The sequence below is a fragment of the Streptomyces sp. NPDC015127 genome, from assembly GCF_043080095.1.
GTDB lineage: Bacteria > Actinomycetota > Actinomycetes > Streptomycetales > Streptomycetaceae > Streptomyces.
Genome location: NZ_JBIBVE010000004.1, coordinates 385,262 through 408,114, shown reverse-complemented (window position 1 = coordinate 408,114; position 22,853 = coordinate 385,262). Strand labels below are relative to the sequence as shown.

General features: G+C 69.9%; 26 protein-coding genes, 1 tRNA gene and 1 riboswitch. Of the genes, 18 read left to right on the top strand and 9 right to left on the bottom strand.

All coding sequences use genetic code 11. The annotated features are described in order from the left end of the window. The first annotated feature begins 77 nt into the window (after positions 1–77). Entirely contained in the window at positions 78–848 is a 771-nt protein-coding gene (locus ACF08N_RS10770; RefSeq protein ID WP_392324247.1) for an RDD family protein, read from the top strand. Here the strand turns inward: ACF08N_RS10770 and ACF08N_RS10765 are convergent. After that, complete coding sequence (locus ACF08N_RS10765; RefSeq protein WP_392324246.1) at positions 837–1,112, bottom strand: hypothetical protein; 276 nt, start codon at positions 1,110–1,112, stop codon at positions 837–839. The two genes, ACF08N_RS10770 and ACF08N_RS10765, sit on opposite strands and share 12 nt — an antisense overlap. Positions 1,113–1,492: 380 nt before the next feature. Between ACF08N_RS10765 and ACF08N_RS10760 the strand changes: the two genes are divergently transcribed. Both ACF08N_RS10760 and ACF08N_RS10755 read left to right on the top strand, forming a co-directional pair. Next, positions 1,493–3,913 (top strand): immune inhibitor A domain-containing protein, encoded by a 2,421-nt coding sequence (locus tag ACF08N_RS10760; protein ID WP_392324245.1) that lies wholly within the window; start codon positions 1,493–1,495, stop codon positions 3,911–3,913. Between the two features lie 122 nt (positions 3,914–4,035). Next, a complete protein-coding gene (locus ACF08N_RS10755; RefSeq protein ID WP_392324244.1) occupies positions 4,036–4,350 on the top strand; it encodes a hypothetical protein in 315 nt (104 codons plus the stop codon). Between the two features lie 178 nt (positions 4,351–4,528). Here ACF08N_RS10755 and ACF08N_RS10750 read toward each other — a convergent pair whose 3' ends face one another. Both ACF08N_RS10750 and ACF08N_RS10745 read right to left on the bottom strand, forming a co-directional pair. Beyond that, positions 4,529–5,116 (bottom strand): isochorismatase family protein, encoded by a 588-nt coding sequence (locus ACF08N_RS10750; protein WP_392324243.1) that lies wholly within the window; start codon positions 5,114–5,116, stop codon positions 4,529–4,531. Between the two features lie 168 nt (positions 5,117–5,284). After that, complete coding sequence (locus ACF08N_RS10745; protein WP_392324242.1) at positions 5,285–6,613, bottom strand: nicotinate phosphoribosyltransferase; 1,329 nt, start codon at positions 6,611–6,613, stop codon at positions 5,285–5,287. 93 nt (positions 6,614–6,706) lie between these two features. Here ACF08N_RS10745 and clpS point away from each other — a divergent pair, with 93 nt between their 5' ends. The 7 genes from clpS (at position 6,707) to ACF08N_RS10710 (ending at position 11,458) form a co-directional block, all read left to right on the top strand. After that, a complete protein-coding gene (gene clpS / locus ACF08N_RS10740) occupies positions 6,707–7,018 on the top strand; it encodes an ATP-dependent Clp protease adapter ClpS (RefSeq protein ID WP_392324241.1) in 312 nt (103 codons plus the stop codon). After that, on the top strand, positions 7,018–7,611 hold the full coding sequence (locus ACF08N_RS10735; RefSeq protein WP_392324240.1) for a DUF2017 domain-containing protein: 594 nt from the start codon (positions 7,018–7,020) through the stop codon (positions 7,609–7,611). The genes clpS and ACF08N_RS10735 overlap by 1 nt, the downstream gene beginning before the upstream one ends. Before the next feature lie 353 nt (positions 7,612–7,964). Continuing rightward, positions 7,965–9,386, top strand: coding sequence for an amino acid permease (locus ACF08N_RS10730; RefSeq protein ID WP_392324239.1), 1,422 nt, complete (start codon positions 7,965–7,967; stop codon positions 9,384–9,386). A 75-nt stretch (positions 9,387–9,461) separates the two neighbouring features. Continuing rightward, complete coding sequence (locus ACF08N_RS10725; protein WP_392324238.1) at positions 9,462–9,884, top strand: Mov34/MPN/PAD-1 family protein; 423 nt, start codon at positions 9,462–9,464, stop codon at positions 9,882–9,884. Positions 9,885–10,018: 134 nt separating this feature from the next. After that, on the top strand, positions 10,019–10,135 hold the full coding sequence (locus ACF08N_RS10720; protein WP_373429318.1) for a putative leader peptide: 117 nt from the start codon (positions 10,019–10,021) through the stop codon (positions 10,133–10,135). 88 nt (positions 10,136–10,223) lie between these two features. Next, positions 10,224–10,502, top strand: coding sequence for a MoaD family protein (locus tag ACF08N_RS10715; RefSeq protein ID WP_392324237.1), 279 nt, complete (start codon positions 10,224–10,226; stop codon positions 10,500–10,502). 5 nt (positions 10,503–10,507) lie between these two features. Further along, on the top strand, positions 10,508–11,458 hold the full coding sequence (locus tag ACF08N_RS10710) for a PLP-dependent cysteine synthase family protein (protein ID WP_392324236.1): 951 nt from the start codon (positions 10,508–10,510) through the stop codon (positions 11,456–11,458). A 265-nt stretch (positions 11,459–11,723) separates the two neighbouring features. On the opposite strand, the gene ACF08N_RS10705 is transcribed toward ACF08N_RS10710, so the two are convergent. Next, entirely contained in the window at positions 11,724–12,203 is a 480-nt protein-coding gene (locus ACF08N_RS10705; RefSeq protein WP_392324235.1) for a type II toxin-antitoxin system PemK/MazF family toxin, read from the bottom strand. A 188-nt stretch (positions 12,204–12,391) separates the two neighbouring features. Between ACF08N_RS10705 and ACF08N_RS10700 the strand changes: the two genes are divergently transcribed. Then, complete coding sequence (locus tag ACF08N_RS10700; protein ID WP_392324234.1) at positions 12,392–13,144, top strand: MBL fold metallo-hydrolase; 753 nt, start codon at positions 12,392–12,394, stop codon at positions 13,142–13,144. A gap of 66 nt (positions 13,145–13,210) precedes the next feature. On the opposite strand, the gene ACF08N_RS10695 is transcribed toward ACF08N_RS10700, so the two are convergent. Together ACF08N_RS10695 and ACF08N_RS10690 are read right to left on the bottom strand one after the other, a co-directional pair. Next, the gene (locus ACF08N_RS10695) at positions 13,211–14,479 is read right to left on the bottom strand and encodes a PTS transporter subunit EIIC (protein WP_392324233.1); all 1,269 of its coding nucleotides are present in this window, start codon (positions 14,477–14,479) and stop codon (positions 13,211–13,213) included. A gap of 279 nt (positions 14,480–14,758) precedes the next feature. Continuing rightward, a complete protein-coding gene (locus ACF08N_RS10690) occupies positions 14,759–16,018 on the bottom strand; it encodes a PTS transporter subunit EIIC (RefSeq protein WP_392324232.1) in 1,260 nt (419 codons plus the stop codon). A gap of 238 nt (positions 16,019–16,256) precedes the next feature. Between ACF08N_RS10690 and ACF08N_RS10685 the strand changes: the two genes are divergently transcribed. The 4 genes from ACF08N_RS10685 to rdgB all read left to right on the top strand — a co-directional run bounded on the left by ACF08N_RS10685 (position 16,257) and on the right by rdgB (position 18,466). Continuing rightward, the gene (locus ACF08N_RS10685) at positions 16,257–16,490 is read left to right on the top strand and encodes a glucose PTS transporter subunit EIIB (RefSeq protein ID WP_177152560.1); all 234 of its coding nucleotides are present in this window, start codon (positions 16,257–16,259) and stop codon (positions 16,488–16,490) included. 144 nt (positions 16,491–16,634) lie between these two features. Further along, the gene (gene rph / locus ACF08N_RS10680) at positions 16,635–17,372 is read left to right on the top strand and encodes a ribonuclease PH (protein WP_307715289.1); all 738 of its coding nucleotides are present in this window, start codon (positions 16,635–16,637) and stop codon (positions 17,370–17,372) included. A gap of 96 nt (positions 17,373–17,468) precedes the next feature. Further along, positions 17,469–17,852, top strand: coding sequence for a hypothetical protein (locus ACF08N_RS10675; RefSeq protein WP_392324231.1), 384 nt, complete (start codon positions 17,469–17,471; stop codon positions 17,850–17,852). A gap of 11 nt (positions 17,853–17,863) precedes the next feature. Next, positions 17,864–18,466 (top strand): RdgB/HAM1 family non-canonical purine NTP pyrophosphatase, encoded by a 603-nt coding sequence (rdgB, locus tag ACF08N_RS10670; protein ID WP_392324230.1) that lies wholly within the window; start codon positions 17,864–17,866, stop codon positions 18,464–18,466. Positions 18,467–18,479: 13 nt separating this feature from the next. Here rdgB and ACF08N_RS10665 read toward each other — a convergent pair. Together ACF08N_RS10665 and bcp are read right to left on the bottom strand one after the other, a co-directional pair. Next, a tRNA-Leu gene (locus ACF08N_RS10665) sits at positions 18,480–18,566 on the bottom strand. A gap of 52 nt (positions 18,567–18,618) precedes the next feature. Beyond that, a complete protein-coding gene (gene bcp / locus ACF08N_RS10660; protein ID WP_392324229.1) occupies positions 18,619–19,086 on the bottom strand; it encodes a thioredoxin-dependent thiol peroxidase in 468 nt (155 codons plus the stop codon). Positions 19,087–19,212: 126 nt separating this feature from the next. Between bcp and ACF08N_RS10655 the strand changes: the two genes are divergently transcribed. The 3 genes from ACF08N_RS10655 to ACF08N_RS10645 all read left to right on the top strand — a co-directional run bounded on the left by ACF08N_RS10655 (position 19,213) and on the right by ACF08N_RS10645 (position 20,414). Next, entirely contained in the window at positions 19,213–19,533 is a 321-nt protein-coding gene (locus tag ACF08N_RS10655) for a DUF3618 domain-containing protein (protein ID WP_392324228.1), read from the top strand. Between the two features lie 43 nt (positions 19,534–19,576). Then, positions 19,577–19,933 carry a GroES family chaperonin gene (locus tag ACF08N_RS10650; protein ID WP_392324227.1) on the top strand — a complete coding sequence of 119 codons (357 nt, stop codon included), beginning with the start codon at positions 19,577–19,579 and terminating at the stop codon, positions 19,931–19,933. 60 nt (positions 19,934–19,993) lie between these two features. After that, positions 19,994–20,062, top strand: a riboswitch (guanidine-III (ykkC-III) riboswitch). Positions 20,063–20,093: 31 nt separating this feature from the next. Beyond that, on the top strand, positions 20,094–20,414 hold the full coding sequence (locus ACF08N_RS10645) for a DMT family transporter (RefSeq protein WP_392324226.1): 321 nt from the start codon (positions 20,094–20,096) through the stop codon (positions 20,412–20,414). On the opposite strand, the gene ACF08N_RS10640 is transcribed toward ACF08N_RS10645, so the two are convergent. Beyond that, entirely contained in the window at positions 20,408–22,834 is a 2,427-nt protein-coding gene (locus tag ACF08N_RS10640; RefSeq protein WP_392324225.1) for a transglycosylase domain-containing protein, read from the bottom strand. The two genes, ACF08N_RS10645 and ACF08N_RS10640, sit on opposite strands and share 7 nt — an antisense overlap. Positions 22,835–22,853: the final 19 nt, after the last annotated feature.

Here is a 22,853-nt window from a genome sequence, read left to right as displayed (position 1 = left end):
GCACGCCGCCGCGCGCGCGTTCGCCCGAACGCGCGCGAGCCGTTGCGAGGCCCTTTGTGCCGGTATGCACTGCCCCCATGAGCAACGATCAGCCGCCGCCCGGTCCGCCGCCCGATGACGACCCGTTCCGCAAGAGGCCGCAGGAGCCTCCGCCCGGCGGGGAGGGCGGCGGCGCGGGGCAGGGCCCACCGCCCGGTTCTCCGTACGGCGCGGGCGGAGGGCAGGGCGGCCCGCCGCCCGGTGGCGGGTCCCCGTACGACACCCCCGGCGGCGGCGCGGGCGCGCCCGGCGGTCCGTACGGCGAGGGCGGCATGCCGCCTCCCTACGGTCCGAACGCCTATGGGGGCGCCTACGGCGGGGCGGACCCGCTCGCCGGGATGCCGCCGCTCGCCGAGTTCGGCAAGCGCTTCGTCGCCCGGCTCATCGACATCCTGATCATCGCGATCCCGCTCGCGGTGATCTCTCTGCTGATCGGCGGCTGGGACATGACGGCGGACGGCGACGACTGGGAGGAGATCACCGACCAGGTGAACACCGGCCGGCAGTGGCTGCTGACGCTCATCTCCCTGGTCGCGTACATCGGTTACGACACGATCATGACGACGAAGAGAAACGGGCAGACCGTCGGCAAACGGCTGATGAAGCTGCGCGTTGCGATGCTCAACGACGGGCGGACGCCGGACACGAGCTCCGCGCTGATGCGGGCCGTCGTGCTGTGGGTGCCCGCGCTGGTGTGCTGCTACTGCCTCTGGTGGCTCGTCATCCTCGTCACCGTGCTGACCGACAAGCCCTACAAGCAGGGCCTGCACGACAAGGCGGGAAAGACGGTCGTCGTCTCAGCGGCGTAGCGAGTGCCCGGCGACCCCGGCCCCGGCGCGCGGCGTCGGCACCCGGGTGGTGAGACCGTCGGCGGCGGCGGACTCCCCGTACGGCCGGGCGGAGCGGCGCGCGGGGAGGGCGAACGCGACGGCGAGGCCGAGCCCCAGGGCGAGGACGCCGATCGCGGCGACGGGGATGCCGCTCGTCGCGCGGGTCAGCAGCAGCAGGGCGACGGTCGACAAGACGACGGTGGCCGAACCGTAGGCGTACTGTGCGGCATTCGGACGCGGCATCACGGTATCCGTCCTCGGGACAGGGGCGGGGAGAGACTTGGGGGCCGGTAGTCGCACCGCCGCAAGACTCTACGGTCCTGAATGCCCGTGAGGAACCGGCAGTAAGCGTGACCTAACCCACGGTGCCGGTGCATGGGGGGCGCACGGAGTCATTCCGCCCCCGCTCGGCCGGGATTCTGCGCCTCTTGTCCGTATTCGGCATCGTCCGGATAGCGGAACTCCACTCCTGCATAGTGCAGTTGGAGTGTGCAAGTCAAGGGCTGTCTTTTCTTCTTCAACTCCGGTCAAATGTCGTCACTTGAGACGCGTATACCGCGCGCGCGGACGACCCCACACTCCGGTCCGCAGCGGCGACGGAACGCGGGGGAGGACACCATCAAGTGACCAGCAAGCGACGGACGTTCAGAGCGTCCGCGGTTGTCGTTGCCCTTGCCGCGACGACCGCGACGGCCTCGGCGTTCACCTTCGCCCAGGCCGACAACCAGCAGGCGTCGGACCCGGCGGCCGCCATCGAGCGGCACGACCCGGCACCGCAGAAGGAGCACGTCGACCACGACCTCGACGGCCCCTTCAGCAAGCAGCAGGAAGCGCAGCGCGAGGCTGCCATGGAGCAGCTGATATCCGGCGACGCCACCGTGCAGAAGCGCGGCGGCTCCAACGTCGTCAAGCTCGACGACAAGAAGTACGTCGAGCTCGCCCGGGAGAAGACCGACAAGATCTTCACCATCCTCGTGGAGTTCGGCGACAAGGTCGACGACACGACGATGTACGACCCGGACGGCGCGGACGGCCCCAAGCCCCCGGTCAAGAAGTACGGCGGCACGCCCGGCCCGCTGCACAACAAGATCGCCCAGCCCGACCGCGCGGTCGACAACTCCACGGCCTGGCAGGCGGACTACAACCAGAAGCACTTCGAGGACCTGTACTTCGGCACCGGCAAGGACGAGAACGGCCGGCCGAAGCACTCCCTGAAGACCTACTACGAGAAGACCTCCTCCGGCCGCTACTCGGTCGACGGCATGGTCTCCGACTGGGTCAAGGTCGACTACAACGAGGCTCGTTACGGCTCCAACTACTGCGGCCAGTCCAACTGCGCCAACGCCTGGGACGCCGTCCGCGACGGCGTCAACGCCTGGGTCGCCGACCAGAAGGCCAAGGGCAGGTCGGACGCCGAGATCAAGGCCACCCTCGCCGAGTACGACAAGTGGGACCGCTACGACCACGACGGCGACGGCGACTTCAACGAGGCCGACGGCTACATCGACCACTTCCAGTTCGTCCACGCCGGCGAGGACGAGTCCGCGGGCGGCGGCGCCGAGGGCCCCAACGCCCTGTGGGCCCACCGCTGGTACGCGTACGGCACCGACGCCGGCAAGACCGGCCCCGGCCAGAACAAGGCCGGCGGCACCCAGATCGGCGACACCGGCATCTGGGTCGGCGACTACACCGTGCAGCCCGAGAACGGCGGCCTCGGTGTCTTCGCCCACGAGTACGGCCACGACCTCGGTCTGCCCGACCACTACGACACCTCGGGCAAGGGCGAGAACTCGACCGGCTACTGGACCCTGATGTCGGCCGGCTCGTGGCTCGGCACCGGCAAGGACTCCATCGGCGACCTCCCCGGCGACATGACCGCCTGGGACAAGCTGCAGCTGGGCTGGCTCAACTACACCAAGGCCAAGGCGGCCACGAAGTCCACCCACACGCTGGGTGTGGCCGCGTACAACACCAAGAAGCCGCAGGCGCTCCTCGTCGAGCTGCCGAAGAAGAAGGTCACCACCAATGTCGTGAAGCCCGCCGAGGGCTCGCAGCAGTGGTGGAGCGACATGGGTGACGACCTAAAGAACACCCTGTCCCGCACGGTCGACCTCTCCGGCAAGTCCAAGGCCACGCTGGAGCTCACCGGCTGGTGGGACATCGAGGCGGACTACGACTACCTCTACGCCGAGGTGTCGACGGACGGCGGCGCCAACTGGACGCCGGTGGAGGGCACCGCCGACGGCAAGGCCATCACCCGCGACGCGAGCGACAAGCCGGCGCTGACCGGCCCGTCGGGCGGCCACAAGAAGCTCGTCTACGCGCTGGACGCCTACGCGGGCAAGAAGGTCGACGTCCGCTTCCGCTACCAGACGGACGGCGGCGTCGCGGGCAAGGGCTTCGCGGCCGACTCCCTCGTGATCAACGCGGACGGCGCCCCGCTGTTCTCGGACAACGCCGAGACCGAGGTCGCCGGCTGGACCGCGAAGGGCTTCTCCCGCATCGGTGAGGGCTTCACCAAGGAGTACGAGCAGTACTACATCGCGGAGAACCGCCAGTACGTCTCGTACGACAAGACCCTCAAGGTCGGCCCGTACAACTTCGGCTGGAAGGCGCCGAAGGACGGCTGGGTCGAGCACTACCCGTACCAGAACGGCCTGCTGATCTGGCAGTGGGACACCTCCCAGAAGGACAACAACACCAGCGCCCACCCGGGCCAGGGCCTCGTCCTTCCGATCGATGCGCACGCCAAGCCGCTGAAGTGGGCCGACGGCACGCTCATGCGCAACAAGATCCAGACGTTCGACTCGACGTTCAGCCGGTACCGCACGGACGCCTTCCAGCTGCACAACGCGGGCGTTCCGTTCTCGCTGGCGTCGCAGCCCGGCACCTCCGTGTTCGACGACCGCAAGGGCGTCTACTGGTACGCCGAGAATCCGACAGCCGGCGTCAAGGTAACTGACACCAACACCAAGATCGCGATCGTCAAGGAGCCGCGCAGCGGCCAGACGATCACGGTCCAGGTCGGTCCGTCGACCAAGTAGTTTGTAAAACAGCAGGTCACAGGAGTATCGGCCGTCGCCCTCTAGCGGGCGACGGCCGATCGTGTTTAGGTGCGGGGGACGAAGTCCTTATTGACAGCGAACGCACGGGGGAGTGGTTCCGCATGCCCGGCGGAGGTTTTTGCAAGTTGCCCAACGGCAGCGTGGTCGTCGCGCTCAGCCTGCCCAGCCCGGCCGGAGACGGGACCACCGTCCGGTTCCTGGTGCATGCCGCGAACCGGGCCAGGGCCCTGACCCGGCTGCGCAATCTGGGCCTGCGCGCGGTCTACCTCCGGGGCAACGCGGCGCCGCCCACGCCGGACGAGGTCACCGCCGTGCTGCACCACCCGGACGGTCTGCTGTGGCGCGCGGACCAGGGCACGGCCCCGGAGCTCTGGCGCCCGATACGGGCCCTGCTCAGATCCGCACGCCCCGCCTGACCGGCCGCGAGGGGTTCGGCGGCCCAGGGGGGTGTCCGGCGGATCTTGGCCGGGGCCACGACGCTCCCCCAGGGCTTCGCCCGGGGGCACCCCCCGGGCGACGGCACCTCGGCCCTTGCGGGCCTCGGGAGATGCACCAGACGCCGCGTCCTGTCCGGCCCTGATCCGCCGAACACCCCTAGGCCACCACCGGCTTCCCGCTCAGCTCCACACCCGCCGCGCGCAGCTCCTCCAGGGCGCGCTCGGTCGTCTCCTTCGCGACCCCTGCCGTCAGGTCCAGCAGCACATGGGTCGTGAAGCCCTCGCGGGCCGCGTCGAGCGCGGTGGCGCGTACGCAGTGGTCGGTCGCGATGCCGACGACGTCCACCTCGGTGACGCGGCGGGCCCACAGCCACTCGGCCAGCGTCGAGCCGTTCTCGTCGGTGCCCTCGAAGCCGCTGTAGGCCGCCGCGTACGCGCCCTTGTCGAAGACCGCGGCGACGGCGCCCGAGGCGACGGCCGGCGCGAAGTTCGGATGGAATCCGACACCCTCCGTGCCCGCGACGCAGTGCCGCGGCCAGGACTCGACGAAGTCGGGGTGGTCGGAGAAGTGGCCGCCGGGGTCGATGTGGTGGTCGCGCGTGGCCACCACATGGCGGTAGCCCGGCTGGGCCTGGCCGATCAGTTCGGTGATGGCGGCTGCGACATCGGCACCCCCCGGCACCGCGAGGCTGCCGCCCTCGCAGAAGTCGTTCTGAACGTCCACGACGATCAAGGCGCGGTGCATGGCGGGTGTCCTTCGGTGGCTGGATGACGATCGGCACGGTGGCCGGGCGGACCTTGTCCGGCAGGATGGGGTCGGCCGGACGACTGCGGAGCGTTCAACTACCGAGCGTAGAGACTCGACACGCCCGGCGGGAGGGGGCCTCGGGCCCGCGGCCCCCTCTCCCGGCGTCTACGCGTACTCGGTCGGGATCACCGGCTCGCCGCGCGAGAGCTGGATCGCCGACATGGGCAGCCCGGCCCGTGCCGCGATGTGCCGCTCGCGCGCCGCGTCCAGCGGCTCACGGGCCACGCTCTCGCCGCCCTTGACCAGCTCCACCAGCAGCTGCCGGTCCACCAGCGCCGGCGGTACGTCGCCGAGCCCGACGACCTCGGCCTCGGCGACCCCCTGCTCGTCCAGCCGGCGGGCGGCCCACTTGCGGCCGCCGATCGACAGCTTCCCACCCAGCGACTTCTTCGCCACCGGCTCCAGCGGGGCCTTCGGATCCGCCGAGCGGGCCCGCGCGACGAGCTTGTAGACCATCGAGCAGGTCGGGTGCCCGCTGCCCGTGACCAGCTGCGTACCCACGCCGTACGCGTCCACCGGGGCCGCCGCCAGCGACGCGATCGCGTACTCGTCGAGGTCGGAGGTCACGACGATCCTGGTGTTCACCGCGCCCAGCTCGTCCAGCTGCCTGCGCACCCGGTGCGCGACCAGCAGCAGGTCGCCCGAGTCGATCCGTACGGCCCCGAGCTCCGGGCCCGCGATGTCGACCGCCGTGCGCACGGCCTCGGCCACGTCGAAGGTGTCGACCAGCAGGGTCGTGCCGCGGCCCAGCGAGTCGACCTGTGCCCGGAAGGCGCCGCGCTCGGTGTCGTGCAGCAGGGTGAAGGCGTGGGCGCTGGTGCCGACTGTGGGGATGGCGTAGCGGAAACCGGCCGCCAGGTCGGAGGTCGAGTCGAATCCGCCGACGTAGGCGGCGCGGGAGGCCGCGACGGCTGACAGCTCGTGCGTGCGGCGGGCGCCCATCTCGATCAGGCCGCGCCCGCCGGCGGCCGCGGACATGCGCGAGGCCGCGGCGGCGATCGCCGAGTCGTGGTTGAGGATCGACAGGATCACCGTCTCCAGCAGCACGCATTCGGCGAAGGAGCCCTCGACCCGCAGGATCGGCGAGCCGGGGAAGTACACCTCGCCCTCCGGGTAGCCCCAGATGTCGCCGCGGAATCGGTAGCCGGCGAGCCATTCGAGGGTGGGCTCGTCGACGATGTGCCGCTCGCGCAGGAAGCCGAGCACGCCCGCGTCGAAGCGGAAGTTCTCCACCGCGTCCAGGACGCGGCCGGTGCCCGCGACGACTCCGTAACGGCGGCCCTCGGGCAGCCGGCGGGTGAAGACCTCGAAGACCGAGCGCCGCTCGGCGGTCCCGGCCTTGAGCGCCGCCTGGAGCATCGTGAACTCGTACTGATCGGTGAAGAGCGCGGTCGACGGCACGTCCACCGGCAGTCCAAGGTCTGCAGTGTTCATGACGTCATGCTAGCGCACATTTCGTCACTCTGACGAGATCTCCTCGCTGAACCGGCGGGGTCGTTTGTGCGACGAGGGGGCTCAGGTGGCAGCATGGGTGGAGTGACTGTGCCACTGGAGATCGAGCAGACCGAGTCGGCCGAGGAGAGTGCGGCCGTCCCCGAGCCCGATGTGCCCTGGGTGACCCTGGTGCACAACGACCCGGTCAACCTGATGAGCTACGTCACCTACGTCTTCCAGGCCTACTTCGGCTACCCCAAGGACAAGGCGCACAAGCTGATGCTCGACGTCCACCACAAGGGACGCGCCGTCGTCTCCAGCGGCAGCCGCGAGGAGATGGAACGGGACGTGCAGGCGATGCACGGATACGGACTGTGGGCCACGCTCTCCCAGGACCGTGGCTGATGAGCTCTCACTTCGAGCCGCTGAAGGGCGGCGGCGCCGCCGTGGCGCTGGACGAGGTCGAGATCTCCATCCTGCGCTCCCTGGCCGTCCAGATGCTGGAGCTCATCGGTCCCGGTGACGAGCCGGCCCAGGGCGAGGACCCGCTGGCCGCCCTGTTCGCCGACGGGCCGAGCGAACCGCCCTCCGACCCGGCGCTCGCGCGCCTGTTCCCCGAGGCGTACGCGGACCCCGAGGCCGTACAGGAGAACGAGGAGCTGCGCGCCGCCTCCGCCGAGTTCCGCCGCTTCACCGAGAACGACCTGCGTACCCGTAAGCGCGAGGACGCGCTCGCGGTGGTCCGCAGCCTGGACTCGCTGACCGTGGCGGGCGACGGCGGCGCCGTGCTGGAGCTCGGCGCCGAGGACTGCCTGCACTGGCTGGGCGCGCTCAACGACCTGCGGCTGACCATCGGTACCCGGCTGGATGTCACCGACGAGGACGAGAACGACGAGCTGTACCGGCTGCCGGACTCCGACCCGCGCAAGCCCATGGTGATGGCCTACCTCTGGCTCGGGGCCCTCCAGGAGACGCTCATCGAGACGCTACGGCCCTGACGGCACCGGATCGGGGCCTCTTTGTCCGGGACGGTGACACCCGTCCCGGACGAGTGTTCGCTCAACGGACACTCAAATCCGGATAACGATCGCGTCACCGCACTGTGACACTTTGCTGCTTCGCGTGCCCTTTGTCCGCTTCTTCCTGTGTGGTGCGTCACCCTCACCTCAGTGGATCACTGTTGCGGCCGTGATAAATCTTCACGACCGCTCGCGGACGCCACCCCTGTCCGCGAGGGCGCTTGGACCGGCAGACCGCCGGTAGCACTCCATCCACATCCGGGGGGATCAGGACCTGATCCGTTACCGCGCAGCGGTCGCGGCGGATCAGCATGGAGAAAGGGCGCATCACCATGACCTCGTTGCAGGTCGAACCGAACGACGGCAAAGAGGCCGCGGGCGCGGACGAGGGCTACCAGCGTGGACTGGGAGCCCGGCAGATCCAGATGATCGCGATCGGCGGTGCCATCGGCACCGGCCTCTTCCTCGGCGCGGGCAAGGCCATCTCGAAGGCCGGCCCCAGCCTCATCCTGGCCTACGCCATCGCGGGCCTGGTCATCTTCTTCATCATGCGGGCGCTGGGCGAGCTGCTCATGTACCGCCCCGTCTCGGGCTCGTTCTCCGAGTACGCGCGGGAGTTCGTCGGCCCCTTCGCGGGCTTCGTCACGGGCTGGACGTACTGGCTCTTCTGGGTCGTCACCGGAATGACCGAGGTCACGGCAGCCGCCCAGTACATGACGTACTGGTTCGACATCCCGCAATGGGTGTCCGCCCTGATCTTCACGATCATCCTCTACGGCGCGAACCTGATCTCCGTGAAGCTCTTCGGCGAGCTCGAGTTCTGGTTCTCCATGGTCAAGGTCACCGCCATCATCGGCATGATCCTGATCTGTCTCGGCATCCTCACCCTCGGCTTCTCCGACGCGGGTGAGACCGCCTCCGTCACCCACCTGTGGGCCGACGGCGGCTTCTTCCCCAAGGGCATCGGCGGCACGCTGATGACCCTGCAGATCGTCATGTTCGCCTTCCTCGCGGTCGAGCTGGTCGGTGTCACCGCCGGCGAGTCCAAGGACCCGGAGAAGACGCTGCCCAAGGCCATCAACACCGTGCCGTGGCGTATCGCCGTCTTCTACGTCGGCGCCCTGATCATGATCCTGTCGGTCGTCTCCTGGACCAACTTCCAGCCGGGCGTCTCCCCGTTCGTCGCCGCCTTCGACAAGATGGGCCTCGCCGTCGGCGCCGGCATCGTGAACTTCGTCGTGCTCACCGCGGCGCTGTCGTCCTGCAACTCCGGCATGTACTCCACCGGCCGGATGCTGCGCGACCTCGCGCTCAACAACCAGGGCCCGAAGCTCTTCACCCGCCTCACCAAGAGCGGCACCCCGCTCATCGGCACCACCTTCTCGGCGCTGCTGATGATGTTCGGCGTCTGGATCAACTACCAGTGGCCGGGCAAGGCGTTCGAGATGGTCGTCTCCTTCGCCACGATCTCCGGCATGTGGGCCTGGATCATGATCCTCGTCAGCCAGATCCGCTACCGGGCCAAGGCCAACCGCGGCGAACTGCCCGAGTCGACCTTCAAGGCGCCCGGCGCCCCCTTCACCAGCTGGTTCGCCCTCGCCTTCATCGGCATGGTCATCGTGATGATGGGCGTCGACAAGGACGCCCGGATCTCGCTGTACTGCGCTCCGCTGTGGGGTCTGATCCTCGGCATCTCCTACCTGGTGCTCAAGAGCCGCAACCCCCAGGGCGCGGCCTTCGCCAAGCGCTCGTAAGCGTTCCGTCCAGCATCCGGGCCGTCGCGTACCACCACTCGGTACGCGGCGGCCCGTCTGCTTATCCTGTGGCTCATGCTGACCATCACCCAGGCCCTGTTCGACCAGATCGTCGCCCACGCCCGCGCGGACCACCCCGACGAGGCCTGCGGAGTCGTCGCGGGCCCGGAGGGCTCCGGCCGCCCCGAGCGCTTCATCCCGATGCTGAACGCCGCCCGCTCGCCCACGTTCTACGAGTTCGACTCGGCCGACCTCCTCAAGCTCTACCGCGAGCTCGACGACAACGACGAGGAGCCGGTGATCATCTACCACTCGCACACGGCGACCGAGGCCTACCCCTCGCGCACCGACATCAGCTACGCGAACGAGCCCGGCGCGCACTACGTCCTCGTCTCCACCGCCGACTCCGACGACGCCGGCCCCTTCCAGTTCCGCTCGTACCGCATCGTGGACGGCGAGGTCACGGAGGAGGACGTCAAGGTCGTCGAGGCATACTGAGGCATCCTGAGCAGGGGCGCGGGCAGTCGGTGCGGCGTGACGCTCCGCCCCCGCAGTTCACATCCTGAGCGAATTGCGTCCGCCATGCGAGATCACACTCAAGGATCGGGACCGGGAATCGATACGATGACCCCATGGTTCTTCACGACGTGAGCGACAAGACGCCGGGCACCCTGCTGCTCGTGGCGCGGCTGCACGTCGACCTGTGCCGCCTCGCCAGCGCGATGTGTACGGCCCGCGCCGCGTTCTGACGTACGAGCGCACCACGCCAGCAGCACCCCCTCGCGCGGGGGCCACAGCCGCGCGCCCCTACGCCACCTTCCGACAGGAGCCCACGTCATGGCCATCGAGGTCCGCATCCCGACCATCCTCCGCACCTACACCGGCGGAGCCAAGGCCGTCGAAGGCAACGGAGACACCCTCGCCGAGCTGTTCGCCGACCTCGAGTCCCGGTACAACGGGATCCAGGAGCGCATCGTCGAGGGCGACCAGCTGCGCCGCTTCGTCAACGTCTACCTGAACGACGAGGACGTCCGCTTCCTGGACGGCATCTCCACCAAGCTCTCCGACGGCGACAACGTGACGATCCTGCCGGCCGTGGCCGGCGGCATGGTCTGATCCTGATGCGCTACGACTCCCCGCTCGCCGCCGTCGGCAACACGCCGCTGGTAAGGCTCCCGCGGCTGTCCCCGTCCGAGGACGTCCGCATCTGGGCCAAGCTGGAGGACCGCAACCCGACCGGCTCGATCAAGGACCGCCCCGCGCTCCACATGGTCGAGCAGGCGGAGAAGGACGGCCGGCTCACCCCCGGCTGCACCATCCTCGAACCCACCAGCGGCAACACCGGCATCTCGCTGGCGATGGCGGCCAAGCTCAAGGGCTACCGCATCGTCTGCGTCATGCCGGAGAACACCTCCCAGGAGCGCCGGGACCTCCTCGCGATGTGGGGCGCCGAGATCATCTCGTCCCCCGCGGCGGGCGGCTCCAACACGGCGGTACGCGTCGCCAAGGAGCTCGCCGAGCAGAACCCGTCGTGGGTGATGCTCTACCAGTACGGAAACCCGGACAACGCGGGCGCCCACTACGCCACCACCGGCCCCGAGATCCTCGCCGACCTGCCGTCCGTCACCCACTTCGTGGCGGGCCTCGGCACGACGGGCACGCTCATGGGCGTCGGCCGCTACCTGCGCGAGAACAAGCCGGACGTGAAGATCGTCGCCGCCGAGCCGCGCTACGACGACCTCGTCTACGGCCTGCGCAACCTGGACGAGGGCTTCGTCCCCGAGCTCTACGACGCGTCCGTCCTGACCACCCGCTTCTCGGTCGGCTCCGCGGACGCCGTCACCCGCACCCGCGAACTCCTCCAGCAGGAGGGCATCTTCGCGGGCGTCTCCACGGGCGCGGCGCTGCACGCGGCGATCGGCGTCGGCAGGAAGGCCGTCAAGGCCGGCGAGTCGGCGGACATCGTGTTCGTGGTGGCCGACGGCGGGTGGAAGTACCTGTCGACGGGCGTCTACACGGCGAAGACGACGGAAGAGGCGATCGAGACGCTGCAGGGCCAGCTCTGGGCGTGAGCCGAAGGCTCGTCCCCCTGCGCCCGGGCGGCGCGGGGGGACGCCCGTCGGCTGATGTCGCTCGACGCGCTCGGAGCCCCGCGCCTCGATGTGCGCGCCCAGGCGTGGCGGGCGGCGGGAGGTGCCTCCCGGCGGGCTGATCTCGCGCCGCGGAAGCAGCCCGGTCCGGGCGCCCTCCCACGGCCGCCAGGCCGTAGGGGACCTCGAGAACTCCGCGCGAAGCGCGGTACGGGTCCGGGCGGAGCCCGGTTGGGGAGGGCGCCCCTCACGCCGACAGATGCCGGACCTGGTCCCACACCGCCGGGTCCACCGTCCCCACCCGGCGGCGGAACTCTCCCATCCGGACGTCCCGCAGCTCGTCCGTCTCCAGGAAGCTCGGCCGGCCCTGCGCATCGCCCACGGTGCCCGGTGGCAGCGCGATCACCGCGGGACGCTCGTCGTGGTACCGGCTCGTGATCTTCGCGACGAGGGCCGTCTCGCCCCGTACGGACAGCACCAGACACGGGCGGTCCTTCGATCCCGGTCCGTCCTCGTAGGGCACGTCGGCCCACCAGATCTCGCCCGCCGACGGCAGCCGCTGCGGCCGGCCGCCGCGCTCGCGCACCCGCCCGCGCTCTCCCGGCCGCCCCGGCGGCCGCCCGCGCCCCCCGGGCCGCCGCATGCCGCGGCCGAGCCCGTCGGAGACCGCGACGACGAGTGCGACCGCGACGACGGCGATCACGGCGAGCCACCACGACGTGTCCATACCGCAGACGTTATCGTCGCCGCCCTCCCGCTGCCCGCGCCCCCGGGACCGGCACACCGGTCCCGGGTAAGGGTGAGTTCTCCCACAACACAGCGCTGCTGAGGAGCGACCGGCCCTTTCGCGCCTTACGCTCGACGCACCGCACGACCTTCCCCCAGCCCTCCTTCGTCCACGGAGGTTCCCGCTCAATGAAGCTCACCGTCGTCGGTTGCTCGGGGTCGTTCCCGTCCGCGGATTCGGCCTGCTCGAGCTACCTCGTAGAGGCCGACGGCTTCCGGCTGCTCCTCGACATGGGCAACGGCGCCCTGGGCGAGCTGCAGCGCCACATCGGTCTGTACGACCTCGATGCCATCTTCCTCAGCCACCTGCACGCGGACCACTGCATCGACATGTGCGGGTACTTCGTGGCGCGTTACTACCGCCACGACGGCGGTCGCTGCGCGCCCATCCCGGTCTTCGGCCCCGAGGGCACCGAGCAGCGGCTGACGACGGCCTACGCCGACACGCCCTCGGCGACGTCGATGAGCGAGGTGTTCGACTTCCACACCCTCAAGCCCGGCAGCTTCGAGATCGGCCCGTTCTCCGTGCGCACGGAGCGGGTGGCCCACCCGGTCGAGACGTACGCCATCCGGGTGGAGCACGGCGGGAGGTCGCTGACGTACTCGGGCGACACGGGCGTGTGCGACGCGCTGGACGAACTCGCCACGGGTACGGACCTCTTCCTGTGCGAGGCGTCGTTCGTGCACGGCAAGGAGGACATCCCAGACCTCCACCTCAACGGCCGCGAGGCGGGCGCGTGCGCGCAGCGGGCGAACGTCGGGCGGCTGGTGCTGACCCACATCCCGCCGTGGACGGACGGCGGCCGGAACCTGGGTGACGCGCGCGCGGTGTTCGAGGGCCCGTCGGAGATCGCGGTGCCCGGCGCGGTGTACGAGATCTGACCCTGCCCACGCACGCACGCAGCCCCCGCCCTGAGGACAAGGCGGGGGCTGCGGTGTGGGCGAGGTCTACTTGGCCTCGGCCTTCTGGAGTTCGGCGAGCTCCTCGTCGGACTCGCGGCCCGGCGTCGGCAGGTTCCACTTGGTGATCGCGAAGCGGAAGACCACGTAGTAGACCGCCGCGAAGCAGAGGCCGACCAGGGCCAGGCCCCACGGGTTGGAGGCGATGCCCAGGTTGAGGCCGAAGTCGACCGCGCCGGCCGAGAAGCCGAAGCCGTCCTTCATGCCGAGGGCCCAGGTCAGGGCCATGGAGACACCGGTGAGCACCGCGTGGACGGCGTACAGGACCGGCGCGATGAACATGAACGTGAACTCGATCGGCTCGGTGACACCGGTGACGAAGGAGGTCAGCGCGAGCGAGAACATCATGCCGCCGACGACCTTGCGGCGCTCGGGGCGGGCGCAGTGGACGATCGCCAGGCAGGCCGCGGGGAGGGCGAACATCATGATGGGGAAGAAGCCGGTCATGAACTGTCCTGCGGTCGGGTCGCCCTCGAGGAACCGGGCGATGTCACCGCTCTTGCCGTTGTACTCGCCCGCCTGGAACCAGGGGAAGGAGTTCAGCAGGTGGTGCATGCCGACCGGGATCAGCGCACGGTTGGCGACACCGAAGATGCCCGCGCCCACGGCGCCGGAGTTGACGAGGCTCTCACCGAACCAGTGCAGACCCGAGCCGAGCCACGGCCAGATCAGACCGAAGACGATGCCGGCGAGCAGACCGGCGAAGGCCGACAGGATCGGAACGAGGCGGCGACCGCCGAAGAAGCCGGCCCAGTCGGGCAGCTTGGTGCGGTAGAAGCGCTGGTAGAGCAGCGCCACGATGATGCCCATGACCACGCCGCCGAGCACCTTGGCGTCGACCGCCTGCTCCACCATGACGATCTTGCCGTCGACTATGGCTTCCTTCTTGGGCAGGCTGCTGTCCGTGAACGTGGCGAGCACGTTCTTGAAGACCAGGTAGCCGGCCACCGCGGCCAGAGCCGTCGAGCCGTCGGACTTCTTGGCGAAGCCGATGGCGATGCCGACGGCGAACAGCAGCGCCATGTTGTCCAGGAGAGCACCGCCACCGGCCGCCATGTATCCGGCGATCTTGGTGACGAAGGTCGGGAACGACTCCCGCGCGAGCATGTCGGGCTGGCCGAACCGCACGAGCAGCGCGGCCGCGGGCAGCACGGCGACCGGCAGCATCAGGCTGCGGCCGATGCGCTGCAGCACAGCCATCGCACCGGCGCCCGTCTTCTTCTTGTCCGCCCCGGGGGCGGCGCTGGCCGTGGACATCAACTTCCTCCTGGGGGTACCCCCGGCCGGGGGCCGGGAGAGGGCAAGGCGCCGCCGGACAACAGGGAAAATGGGGGAGAGGCGGCGTCTCGAGGGAAGATGCGGCCGTGGTCTGGACCGCATGGTCTACACCACTCAGTGGTGTAGACCTGTTGTAGCACGGTGAGGGTTGGATAAGGAACCTGCGAAATTCGCGGCCGCGGTAACAATCCGGTGAATGCACGCAAACGCCCCCGGGCCGATGGGCCCGGGGGCGTTACGCCCTTGTTCGGCAGGGCGTCACTTCGTCGCGTCGCGCTCCATCTCCTCCTCGACCTCCTCGGGCTCGCGGCCGGGGGTCGGGATGTCGAACACCGTGATCACCACGCGGAACACGATGTAGTAGACGACCGCGAAGCACGCGCCGATGGGCAGGATCAGCCACGGTTTCGTGTCCAGGTGCCAGTTCACGACGTAGTCGATCAGGCCCGCCGAGAAGCTGAAGCCCGCGTGGACGCCGAGCGCCCAGGTGATCGCCATCGAGGCACCGGTGAGCAGCGCGTGCAGCCCGTACAGCAGCGGTGCGGCGAACATGAACGAGAACTCGATCGGCTCGGTCACGCCCGTCACGAACGACGTCAGGCCGACGGAGAGCATCAGGCCCGCCACGCGCTTGCGGTGCTCGGGGCGGGCGCAGTGCGTGATGGCCAGGGCGGCCGCGGGAAGGCCGAACATCATGATCGGGAAGAAGCCCGACATGAACTGGCCGGCATCCGGGTCGCCGGCGAAGAACCGGGTCAGGTCGCCCTGGACGCCGGTGCCGTCGTCGTCCGTGTACTCGCCCGCCTGGAACCAGAAGAACGTGTTCAGGAACTGGTGCATGCCGATCGGGATGAGCAGTCGGTTCGCGACGCCGAAGATGCCCGCGCCCCAGGCGCCGAGGTCGATCAACTGCTTCGAGAACGAGGTCAGCGCGTCGCCCACCGGGTCCCACAGCAGCCCGAACAGCACGCCGAGGGCGCAGCAGACGAAGGCCATGATGATCGGCACGAGCCGCCGGCCGTTGAAGAATCCGAGCCAGTCGACGAGTTTCGTGCGGTGGTAGCGCTGCCAGATGACCGCCGTCAGCAGGCCGATCACGATGCCGCCGAGGACCCCGGGGTTCTGGGGTGTGCCCTCGGGCATCTCCTCGGTGACCGACCCGTCGACGGGAAAGGCCTTGAGGACGTTGTGGTAGACGAGGAAGCCCGCGACCGCGGCGAGCGCGGTGGAGCCGTCGGATTTCTTGGCGAAGCCGATCGCGACGCCGATGCAGAAGAGCAGCGGGAGGCCGAGGCTGCCGTCGAGGATGCCGGTGCCGCCCTTGATCAGGACGTCGGACGTCTTGTCCCAGAAGTCGCCGTGGAGGTACGCGGCGAACAGGTTGCCGAGGCTGACGAGCAGGCCCGCCGCGGGCAGGACGGCCACTGGGAGCTGGAGGCTGCGGCCCACTTTCTGGAGCCCCTGGAACAGTCCGCTCCGCCACTTGTGCCGCGGCGCGGCCGCGCTCTCGGTGCTCATCGGCGTCCTCCCGGAACGGCCCCTGTTTGGCAGGCGTCGCGGACTGGTGTAGACCAGTCGGCATACGGTTCCGGCGCCCCGCGAAGGGCGGGGCGCTGGTGATCGTCATCTTTCGGTACAAGACGGTTACTCGCCCGGGAAGATGGGCCAACCGTGCGTTACCGTGACAAAGCGGACCGACCCGGATCAACGGTGGGCCAAGACAGCGCTCAGCGCGCTCGAACGCAGGGAGAATCACATGGCCAGCAAGGCTGAGAAGATCGTCGCCGGGCTCGGCGGGATCGACAACATCGAAGAGATCGAGGGCTGCATCACCCGCCTCCGCACCGAGGTCGCCGACCCCAGCCTGGTCGACGAGGCCGCGCTCAAGGCCGCCGGCGCGCACGGAGTCGTGAAGATGGGCACCGCGATCCAGGTCGTCATCGGCACCGACGCGGACCCGATCGCCGCCGATATCGAAGACATGATGTGAGCGCGAGGCTGCCGGGGGCGGTCGACGACGATGCCGCCGGTGCGTGAGCCGCGCCGGTTCCGGACCGCCCGGCGCCGGACACCGAGGGGCCTGATCCGGACCACCGGAACGGGCCCCTCCCCCATGTGCCGATAGGCTCGAACCATGTCACGCATCGACGGCCGAACCCCCGAACAGCTCCGCCCCGTCACCATCGAACGCGGCTGGAGCAAGCACGCCGAGGGCTCCGTCCTCATCTCCTTCGGCGACACCAAGGTCTTCTGCACGGCCTCCTTCACCGAAGGCGTGCCCCGCTGGCGCAAGGGCAGCGGCGAAGGCTGGGTCACCTCCGAGTACTCGATGCTCCCGCGGTCCACCAACACCCGCGGCGACCGCGAATCCGTACGCGGCAAGATCGGCGGACGCACCCACGAGATCAGCCGGCTCATCGGCCGATCCCTGCGTGCCGTCATCGACTACAAGGCCCTCGGCGAGAACACCGTCGTCCTCGACTGCGACGTCCTCCAGGCCGACGGCGGCACCCGTACCGCCGCCATCACCGGTGCCTACGTCGCCCTCGCCGACGCCGTCACCTGGGCGCAGGGCAAGAAGCTGATCAAGCCGGGGCGCAAGCCGCTCACGGGCACCGTCGCCGCCGTCAGCGTCGGCATCGTCGACGGCACCCCCCTCCTCGACCTCTGCTACGAGGAGGACGTCCGCGCCGAGACCGACATGAACGTCGTCTGCACCGGCGACGGACGCTTCGTCGAGGTCCAGGGCACCGCCGAGGCCGAGCCCTTCGACCGCAAGGAGCTCAACGCCCTCCTCGACCTCGCCACCGGGGGCTGCGCCGACCTCGCCGCGCTCCAGACCGAGGCGCTCGGAACCGGACAGCCTGCCTGACACCGCGCAGCAACCGCCGACGCCCGCGCGGCGTCGTTAGAGTCACGGGCGCACGGGCCGAACCGTGCGCCCGTCCGTATCCGGAAGGACCCGTTCATGTCTGCGCGCCGCCGAATAGCCCTCACGATCGCCACAGCCGCCCTGCTGGTGCCCGCAGCCGTCGGCTGCAGCGCACTCGACAAGGCGATGGACTGCGTCGAGACCGCCGACGCCATCGCCACCAGCGTGGACAAGCTCCAGCAGGCCGCCTCCAGCGCGACCGAGGACCCCACCCAGGCCCGGCAGGCCCTCGACGACATCGACCGCGAGCTGAAGAACCTCGGCGACAAGACCGACAACGCCGACCTCAGCAAGGCCGTCGACGACCTCGCCGCCGGCGTCGACAACGTCCGCAAGTCCATCGACGGCGGCGACACCACCCCCGACCTGAAGCCCGTCACCGACGCGGCCGCCGAGATCGGCAAGGTCTGCACGCCGTAGATACTGGGGCCATGACCCGCCTGATCCTCGCCACCCGCAACGCCGGGAAGATCACCGAACTGAAGGCCATCCTCGCCGACGCAGGGCTGACCCACGAACTCGTCGGCGCGGATGCCTACCCCGACATCCCCGACGTCAAGGAGACCGGCGTCACCTTCGCCGAGAACGCCCTCCTCAAGGCCCACGCGCTCGCCCGCGCCACCGGCCTGCCCGCCGTCGCCGACGACTCCGGACTCTGTGTCGACGTCCTCGGCGGCGCGCCCGGCATCTTCTCCGCCCGCTGGGCCGGCACCCACGGCGACGACAAGGCCAACCTGGAACTGCTGCTGGCCCAGCTCGTGGACATCGACACCGCCCACCGCGGCGCCCACTTCGCCTGCGCGGCAGCGCTCGCCCTCCCCGACGGCACGGAACGCGTCGTCGAGGGCCGGCTCCGCGGCACCCTGCGCCGCTCCCCGCACGGGACGAACGGGTTCGGCTACGACCCGATCCTCCAGCCCGAGGGCGAGACGCGGACGTGCGCGGAGCTCAGCCCGCAGGAGAAGAACGCGATCAGCCACCGGGGGAAGGCGTTCAGGGCGCTGGTGCCGGTGGTGCGTGAACTCCTCGGCTGACGCCGGGAGTCGATGGTGCGGTCGGAGGGACTCGAACCCTCACGGGAGTTACCCCACTGGGACCTAAACCCAGCGTGACTGCCAGTTCCACCACGACCGCGAGTCGCCCGGCCATCGTACTGGCCGGGCGACAGGAGGCTGACGCCGAGGCGTCAGATGCCCAGATCCTTGATGATCTTCGCGACATGCCCGGTCGCCTTGACGTTGTACAGCGCGCGCTCGACCTTGCCGTCCTCGTCGACGACGACCGTGGACCGGATGACGCCCGTCACCGTCTTGCCGTAGAGCTTCTTCTCGCCGAACGCGCCGTACGCCTCCAGGACCTCCTTGGAGGGGTCGCCGACCAGCGTGACCTTGAGGCTCTCCTTCTCGCGGAACTTCGCGAGCTTCTCCGGCTTGTCGGGCGACACGCCGATCACGTCGTAGCCCGCGCCGGCGAGCACCTCCAGGTTGTCGGTGAAGTCGCAGGCCTGCTTGGTGCAGCCGGGCGTGAGCGCCGCCGGGTAGAAGTACACGATCACCTTGCGGCCCTTGTGGTCGGCGAGCGACACCTCGTTGCCGTCCGCGTCGGGCAGGGTGAAGGCCGGGGCGGTGTCGCCGGGCTGGAGTCGCTCGCTCATGGTTCTCCTCGTCAGACACATAGGTGTACGCCGTCGAGCGTAATGGGGGTGCCGTGGGGTGCAGGCGCGGCGGAGCTGACAGACTGTCGATGAAGGACTACCGGACACGACGACGGAGGCGGCGCGGTGTCGGACACCAGGACCCCAGCGCAGATCGAGGCGGACATCGTCCGCCGACGCGAGCAGCTCGCCGAGATGCTCGACGAGATCGGTGTGCGCGTGCACCCCAAGACGGTCATCGGCGACGCGAAGGCGAAGGTCGCCTCCAGCGTGGACCGGACGGCGGGCCGTGCCTTCGTCGCCGTGAACCGCGCGGTGTCGGACGTCAAGGCGCAGTTCGTGGCGGAGGACGGTACGCCGCGGCTGGAGCGGGTGGTGCCGGTGGCGGTCGTGGCCGTGGGCCTGGTGGGGCTGCTGGCCGTGTCGGCCCGCCGCCGACGGGCGTGACCCTGCGGCGTACGAAGGGCCGAGGGGCAGGTAGGTTCGAGGCGTGAGCACCAACAGTCATCAGCACAGCACCCAGCACGACAAGCTTCCGATCCGGATGCTGCACGACCGCGTGCTGGTCAGGACGGACATCCCGGAGGGCGAGCGGCGCTCCAGCGGCGGCATCGTCATTCCGGCGACGGCCGCGGTGGGCCGGCGGCTGGCCTGGGCCGAGGTGGTCGCCGTGGGGCAGAACGTGCGCACGGTGGAGACGGGGGACCGGGTGCTGTACGACCCCGAGGACCGGGCCGAGGTCGAGGTGCGGGGCGTGGCGTACGTCCTGATGCGCGAGCGTGATCTGCACGCGGTGGCGGCCGACCGGTTCCAGGGGTCGGAGGACTCCACGGGCCTGTACCTGTAGGCGATCGCGGGACCCCGGAGGGGCCGCAGGGCTGGTGGCGGACGTCACCAGCCCTTTGTGTGCGCCCTTTGCTACGTTGGAGGAACCCGACGAGACGCGCCGTACCGGGTTACGCAAAGACGACGCACCCCGTGTTGTTCCGCATCTCGGAGGTGCCGTCATGGCCTGGGTTCTGCTTGTTGTCGCCGGTCTGCTCGAGGTCGGCTGGTCGATCGGGATGAAGTTCACCGAGGGGTTCACCAGGCTCTGGCCGAGTGTGTTCACCGGGCTCGGGATCGTCGCCAGCATGATGCTGCTGTCGCATGCCGCGAAGACGCTGCCCATCGGTACGGCCTATGGCGTCTGGGTCGGCATCGGTGCCGCCGGCGCGGCCGTGGTGGGCATGCTGGTGCTGGACGAGCCGGTGACGGCGGCCCGGATCTTCTTCGTGTGCCTGCTGCTGGTGGCCGTCGTGGGGCTGAAGGCGACCTCGGGTCACTGAGGCGCGGGGGTGGGGCGGATCTCCGTGGTGCCGCCGGGCCCGGGCGTTCCGCTCGGCGCCACGCCCGGGCCGCTCGCGGTGGGGCCGGGGGTGACCGTCCCGCCGGGGACCGAGCCGCTCGCGGTGGGGCCGGCGGTGACCGTCCCGCCGGGGACCGGGCCGCTCGCGGTGGGGCCTGAGTCCGTCCCTCCGGTGACGGGGCTACTCGGGGTGGGGAAGGGCCCGGGACCCGCCTGGCCGCCCGGAGCCCACGAACCGCCCTCGCTCCGGCCGCCGGTACGGCCGGTCCACCCCGGATCCCGGGGTCCGGCCGGGTCCCGCGGGTCCCGCGGGTCGAACGGGAACCGGCCCTCCTCGCCGTCCTCGCCGTCCTCGCCGTCCTCCACGTCCTCGACGTCCTCCACCACCTCCAGCTCGAAGTCCCTCACCGGACTGCCCTCCAGTGCCGCGGCCGTGTACCGGGCCCAGATCTCGGCAGGCGCGCCACCGCCGTTGACCCTGCTCCGGCCCAGCGCCCCGTACAGCGGGGTCTGCGCGCCGGTGTCGGGGTTCTGGCCCATCACGGCGACGACGGTCACCAGGTCGGGCGTGTACCCCGCGAACCAGGCGGCCCGGTCCTCCTCGGCCGTGCCGGTCTTGCCCGCGGCCGGCCGGCCGGCCGCTCGCGCCGCGGTCCCGGTGCCGCCGTCGACGACGCTGCGCAGGATGGCTGTGGTCGTGTCGGCGGCTTCGCGGGAGACGACGCGGCGCATCTTCTTCGCGGGCAGGGCGAGCTCGGTGCCGTTCTTGGTGACCTGTTCGACCAGGGTGTACGTGCCGTGCCGGCCGTGGTTGGCGAGGGTGGCGTACGCCTGTGCCATGTCGAGGACGCTGGCGGTGGCCGGGCCGAGGGCGATGGAGGGGGAGGCCGTCAGGTCCGGCGTGCTGCCGGGCAGGCCGAGCGCGATCGCGGTCTTGCGGACCTTGGCGGGGCCGACGTCCACGGCCATCTGCGCGTAGACCGCGTTGACGGACTCGTCGGTGGCGCGGCTGACGGTGATGGGGCCGTAGGACACGTCGTCCTCGTTGGCGGGCGCGTACGGAGCGCCGGTCCAGCCCTGGACGGAACGCTCGGTGGTGCCGTCGTAGACGGTGTTGGGGGTGATGGGCCGGCCGTCCTGGGTGGTGGAGCCGTGCTGGACGGCCGCGGTGAAGACGAACGGCTTGAAGGCGGAGCCGACCTGGTAGTCGCGGCGGGTCGCGTTGTTGACGAACTGCTTCGTGTAGTCGACGCCGCCGTACATGGCGAGGACCTTGCCGGTGGCGGGGTCGATGGAGACACCGCCGACACGGACGTTGCGGTCGGCCTCGCGTGCGGGGTCGAGCCGGGAGGTGACCTGCTCGTCGACGGCGTCGGTGAAGGCGTCCTGCTTGCCCGGCTCCAGGGTGGTGGTGATCCGGTAGCCGCCGGTGGCGAGGGTGTTCTCGTCGATGACGCCGAGGCCGGTGAGGTACTGCTCGACCGCCTGGACGATGTAGCCGCGCTGGCCGGACAGTCCGTCGGCGGCCCGGGCGCGCTGCGGTGCGGGGAAGTCCATGGCGGTGCGTGCGCCCGGGGTCAGCCACTTCTCCTTGACCATGCCGTCGAGCACGTAGTTCCACCGGCTCTGCGCGGCGCGCCGGTTGCCGGGGTGGGTGGCGACGTCGTACGCGCTGGGTGCCTTGAGGAGCGAGGCGAGGTAGGCGCCCTCGGCGGTGTCCAGGTCGGTGACGTCCTTGCCGTAGTACGCCTGCGCGGCGGCCTGGATGCCGTAGGCGTTGCGGCCGAAGTAGCTGGTGTTCAGGTAGCCCTGGAGGATCTCGCTCTTGCTCGCCTCGCGGCCGAGTTTGACCGCGATGAAGAACTCCTTCACCTTGCGGGTGACGGTCTGTTCCTGGCCGAGGTAGTAGTTCTTGACGTACTGCTGGGTGATCGTGGAGCCGGACTGCTTGCCCTTGCCGGTCACGGTGTTCCAGGCGCCGCGGAGCATCGCCTGGGGGTCGATCGCCGGCTTGGAGTAGAAGTCGCGGTCCTCCGCGGCGAGGACCGCGCGCTGCACACCGAGGGGGACCTGGGAGAGGGAGACGTTCTCCCGGTTGATCTCGCCGTCGCGGGCGATCGGCGTGCCGTCCTTGTAGAGGTAGACGTTGCTCTGGGCGACTGCGGAGGCGTTGGCGGGTGGGATGTCGACGAGCAGATAGCCGGCCAGGAGGCCGCCGATGAGCAGGAGCGCGCCGAGCAGGAGGGCGCCGAGTGTCATGCGCCAGGTCGGGATGACGCGGCGCCAGCCAGTGCGCGCGCGACGGCTTTTGCCGTCCTTTGCCGCCTTCTGGGCGGGTGCTTCCGGCGTCGGAACTGTCGCGTCGCGGGGTGTCCAGCCCAGCTGCGGCTCGTCACTCATGTCCCCATAGTGCCCTTTA